This is a genomic window from Streptosporangium subroseum (assembly GCF_900188345.1).
Lineage (GTDB): Bacteria > Actinomycetota > Actinomycetes > Streptosporangiales > Streptosporangiaceae > Streptosporangium > Streptosporangium subroseum.
In genome coordinates this window covers 1-5,500 of the sequence record NZ_FZOD01000138.1, presented here as the reverse complement: position 1 = coordinate 5,500, position 5,500 = coordinate 1, and the positions used below count along the sequence as shown (strand labels likewise).

The window sequence follows — 5,500 nt, the reverse complement described above, 5'->3', positions numbered from 1 at the left end:
CCGACCGCCGCGGTCCGGCCGTCCTTGAGCACCGTCACCCGATCACCGATCTCGCGGATCTCCTCCAGCCGGTGGGAGATGTAGACCACCGCCACCTGTTGCGCGGTCAGCTCCCGGATGATCCGAAACAGGTTGCCCACCTCGTCATGGGCCAGCGCCGCCGACGGCTCATCCATGATGATCAGCCGGGTGTCATGCGAGAGCGCCCGCGCCATGCTGACCACCTGCTTGGCCGCCGGCGACAGTCGGCCCACCTCCATCGACGGGCGGATCTCGCCGTGGCCCAGCCGGCTCAGCAACGCCCTAGCGGCCCGGTTGGCCTCGCCCTGGCTGACAAAGCCCAGCCGGGAGATCTCATGGCCCAAGAAGATGTTCTCGGCCACGCTCAACCCGTCGACCAGGTCCAGCTCCTGGTAGATGGTGGAGATGCCCAGTTTGATCGCCGCGGTGGGTGAGGTCAGCCGGACCTGTTGGCCGCCGAGTTCGATGGTGCCCTCGTCGGGTTGGTGGGCGCCGGCCAGCACCTTGATCAGGGTGGATTTTCCGGCGCCGTTCTGGCCGAGCAGGCAGTGTACCTCTCCGGGTAATACCTCCAGGTCAACGCCGTCGAGTGCGCGAACGCCGGGGAACTGCTTGACGATCCCCCGCATCAACAGCAGGGGTACAGAGTCGGGGGGTGACTCCGACATGAGAGCCTCCTGGATCATGTCCAGCCGAGTTCAAGAATGGGACCCGTCCGTCCAGTGACTCGAAGCGGCACCACCGCTTCGGAACCGAGGTCGGCGAGAACGGCTCCGTTGCGTGTCCGGTCAGCCGGACGGACGGGGGTCTTGGGAGTGGCCGGGCACGAGGCCCGCCACCGATGTTCGCGGTTTCACCGGTTCGGCGAACTCGCCGGTCCGACGGTTGCGCCGGTCCGGCGGATCTGCCGATCCAGCGGTTCTGTCAGTTCAGTGGATTCATCGCTTCAAGGGGGGAACGCCCAACGGCATTCGATCAGCGCTCCTTCCCCGGTCTTGATGTCACCACGTGGCGGATGTCGATGGAGGTGGGGTCGGAGAGCACCCGTTCGACGACGATTCCGGCTGCGCCCCGCGAGGCCGCGCCGAAACCGAGATCGGAGGCGACGAAGGTGCAGCGGGACGCCGATCCCGCGACACTCAGTCGTTTCAGCTCGGTCTGCGCGACGGGGATGATCTGCCCGGCGAGCCTGGCGAAGTAGCCGCCGATGACGATCACCCGCGGGTTGAACAGGTTGACCAGTGTGGCCGCGCCGCGCCCGAGCCAGCGACCGACCTCGATGACGGCCGCGTCGACCCGGCGGTCGCCCGCGGCCTGTCGCAGCTCTATCTCGGCCAGTCTCTCCTCCGGGTCGCGCACCACTCCGTCGCCGACACCGTAGGCGCGTTCCGGGGTGACCATCCGGACCAGCGCCGCCAGGCCGACCTTCGTCTCCCAGCAACCGATCCGGCCGCAACCGCACCGCTCGCCCGAAGGGTCCACCATCACGTGTCCCACCTCGCCGGCGAAGCCGTCCGCACCGCCCAGCAGCCGTCCACCCGCGATGACACCGCCGCCGACACCCACCTCACCCGTCAGGTAGACGAGATCGGAGGTGCCCGCCGCGACTCCGGCGGTGAACTCCGCCAGTGCGGCGAGGTTGGCGTCGTTGTCCACGGTGATCGGCACGTTCGGTGCGACACCCGCCTGCGCGAGCACCTCGGCCACCGGCACGCCGTACCAGCCGAGGTTGGGTGCGACCTCGACGATTCCGGTGGCGGAGTCGATGAGGCCGGGAACCGCCACGGTGATTCCCGCGAGGGTGACCCCGAGCAGGTCGAGTTCGGCGACCGCCTCCCTGATCGTTCTTGCCAGTTCGTCGAGTGAGCGTTCCGGCCCGCCGCCCGTGGCGTCGAAACCGACGCGACGATCGATGAGCACCCGGCCGGCCACGTCGGTGGCGAAGGCCGCGACGTAGTCGACGTTGACTTCGGTGCCCAGTGCTCCCACGCCGGAGCCGTCCAGCGCGAGGGCGAGGCCTGGTCGACCGACGGCGCCGGCATGCTGCGGCCCGATCTCCTTGATCAGTCCGCGTGCCACCAACTCTCCGACGAGGCTGGTGACCGTGGTCTTGTTGAGGCCCGTCTCCGCGGCGACGAGTGATCTCGATCGTGATCCTCGCTCGCTCACGTGGCGCAGCACGAGGGAGAGATTGGATCGGCGAACGGTGGCCTGGTCCGCGGGAATACCCGCTGACCTGGACGAACCCTTCTGGCCGCCGTTCCAACTACCGCCCTGGCTGTGCTGCACGTCACGCTCCTGCAATTAATTTGCATGCCTCGCCGAATTAAAGGTGTCCGATACGCGGCGCACAAGTGTCGAAACGTTTCGCTCTATGTAACATTTTCGTAACCCTGGAGGTTTTTTTCTCTGACCTGCGACGGAATCGTCGGTTGCTAATTCGTTACCTGACTCAGGGGTGCGCAACATGTCATCTCTATGTTACAAAGCCAATTAATTGCTATCCAAGACAAATAAAGGCACCACGGCAATCAGCGCGGCGGCGCGCGCCTTGCCTGACTTACCCCCCAGGTCAGGAAGGGATTTCCTCATGTCTCCACGTTCGCGGCCCTGGGCCCGGATGTTCGCCACGATGTTGCTGGTCACAGCAGGCGGTGTGGTGCTCAACGCTACGTACAGCTCTCCCACGACTCCCGTGGCCTACGCCACCAAACTCAGCGCTCATGCAGGGCACGCCGGGCATACCGGGAACACAACCGCGGCGGCTGCGGCCGCGGCGGCCGACATCCCCGCCGCGGACTACCAGCAGGTTCAGCTGGCCGTCGGCGGAGCCAAGCTCGGCGAGGCCATGTCACTGGCCGTGCTGCCCAACCGCTCGATCGTGCACACCGCCCGCGACGGCACACTGCGGGTCACCACCGCCGCCGGCGTGACCAAGGTCGCCGGCAAGCTCAACGTCTACACCCACGACGAAGAGGGCCTCCAGGGCGTCGCGGCCGACCCCAACTTCGCCACCAACCGCTACATCTACCTGTACTACTCGCCGGCGCTGAGCACCCCCGGTGGGGACGCCCCCACCAGTGGCACCGCCTCGACCTTCGAGGCCTGGAAGGGTCACCTGAACCTGTCGCGGTTCACCCTCAAGACCGACGACACCCTGGATCTGACCAGCGAGAAAATCGTCCTGGAGGTGCCCAACGACCGCGGCCAGTGCTGTCACGTCGGCGGGGACATCGACTTCGACGCCGCCGGAAACCTGTATCTGACCACCGGGGACGACACCAACCCGTTCGAGTCCAACTCCTACTCCCCGCTGGACGAGCGCACCGACCGCAACCCCCAGTTCGACGCCCAGCGCTCCTCGGGCAACACCAACGACCTGCGCGGCAAGCTTCTGCGGATCAAGCCCCAGGCCGACGGGACCTACACGATCCCGTCCGGCAACCTCTTCGCGCCGGGCACGGCCAAGACCCGCCCCGAGATCTACGCGATGGGCTTCCGCAACCCGTTCCGGATGAGCGTGGACAAGCCCACCGGCACCGTCTACCTGGGTGACTACGGCCCCGACGCCGGCGGCGCCGACGCCAACCGCGGCCCCGGCGGCCAGGTGGAGTTCGACCGGATCACGGCCCCCGGCAACTACGGCTGGCCGTACTGCACCGGCACCAACACCACCGCCGAGACGTACAACGAGTACACCTTCCCCTCCGGCCCCTCCTCGGCCAAGTACAACTGCGCGGGCGGCCCGACCAACAACTCCTTCCGCAACACCGGTCTGACCACCCTGCCCGCGGCCAAGCCGAGCTGGATCCGCTACGGCGGCGAGGCCGGCAGCCCGGCGGAGTTCGGCGGCGGTTCCGAGTCCCCGATGGGCGGACCGGTCTACCGCTACGACGCCAACCTCAGCTCCGCCGTCAAGTTCCCCGCCGCCCTCAACGGCCGCTTCTTCGCCGGTGAGCTGGGCCGCCAGTGGATCAAGGCCATCGAGGTCAAGTCCGACGGCACCCCCGGTGTGATCGAGGCCTTCCCGTGGACGGGCAAGCAGGTCATGGACATGGCCTTCGGCCCCGACGGCGCCCTGAACGTGCTCGACTACGGCACCGGTGCCGACAACCAGGCCATCTACCGGATCGAGTATCTCGGCGGGACCAACCGCAACCCGGTCGCCCGCGTCGCCGCCAACAAGACCTCCGGCCCCGCGCCGCTGGCCGTCACCTTCTCCTCGGCCGGCAGCTCCGACCCCGAGGGCGGTGCGCTGAGCTACTCGTGGAAGTTCGGTGACGGCGGCACGTCCACCGCGGCCAACCCGACCTACACCTACAACACCAACGGCACCTACACGCCGACGCTGACCGTCACCGACTCGGCCGGGCTGACCGGAACCGCGAGCGTCATCGTGACCGTCGGCAACACCGCGCCCACCGTGGCGTTCACGGCCCCCACCGAGGGGCAGCTGTTCTCCTTCGGTGACACCGTTCCCTTCACGGTCAACGTCTCCGACCCCGAGGACGGAGCCATCGACTGCACCAAGGTGAAGGTCACCTACCTGCTGGGTCACGACAGCCACCGCCACTCCATCACCTCCAAGACCGGGTGCACCGGAAGCATCGTGGTCCCGACCGACGGTGAGCACGACGCCGCGGCCAACATCTACGGAGTCTTCGACGCCGAGTACACCGACAAGGCCGGCCTGACCACGCACAGCATCCGTACCCTGCAGCCCCGCCACCGCCAGGCCGAGCACTTCGGCGCCCAGTCCGGCATCCAGGTCGCCGACCACGGCACCGCCGAAGGCGCCAAGACCGCGGGGTTCGTCGACAACGGCGACTGGATCTCCTTCCAGCCGTACGCGCTGGGCAACGCCAAGACGTTCACGGCACGGGTCTCCTCCGGCGGAGTGGGCGGCACCATCGAGGTCCGCGCGGGCTCGGCCACCGGCACCCTGCTGGGCACGGCGACCGTCCCGGTCACCGGTAGCTGGGACACCTTCGTCAACGTCAACGCGAACATCACCAACGCCCCCTCCGGCACCACCACCCTGTTCCTGGTGTTCAAGGGCGTGACCGGCCAGGGCAACCTGTTCGACCTGGACGCCTTCACCTTCGGCACCGCCACCGGCGGCAGCACCCAGACCGTCGAGGGTGAGGCCTACACCTCCAACTCCGGCGTACAGCCCGCCGACCACGGACCCGCCAGCGGCGGCAAGACCGTCGGCTACATCGAAAACGGAGACTGGGCCGGCTACTCCACCGTCAACACCTCCGGCGCCACCGCCTTCAGCGCCCGCATCTCCTCCGCCGGATCCGGCGGCACCATCCAAATCCGATCAGGATCAGCCACCGGAACCCTCCTCGGCTCGGTCACCGTACCGATCACCGGCAACTGGGACACCTTCCAGAACGTCTCCACCACCCTGACCGGCTCCGCCACAGGAAACCTCTTCCTCGTCTTCACCGGCGGCAGCGGCAACCTGTTCGAC

The 5,500-nt window shown here is 67.6% G+C and carries 3 protein-coding genes; 1 reads left to right on the top strand and 2 read right to left on the bottom strand.

The annotated features are described in order from the left end of the window. Positions 1 to 689 (bottom strand): ATP-binding cassette domain-containing protein (locus tag CHC08_RS47505; RefSeq protein WP_143653716.1); only part of this gene is annotated, 689 nt, incomplete at its 3' end. Positions 690 to 996: 307 nt separating this feature from the next. Next, complete coding sequence (locus CHC08_RS47500) at positions 997 to 2,310, bottom strand: ROK family transcriptional regulator (RefSeq protein WP_245879015.1); 1,314 nt, start codon at positions 2,308 to 2,310, stop codon at positions 997 to 999. Between the two features lie 301 nt (positions 2,311 to 2,611). Here CHC08_RS47500 and CHC08_RS47495 point away from each other — a divergent pair. Continuing rightward, positions 2,612 to 5,500, top strand: a 2,889-nt coding sequence (locus CHC08_RS47495; RefSeq protein WP_218825854.1) for a carbohydrate-binding protein, incomplete at its 3' end; no start/stop codon positions are given.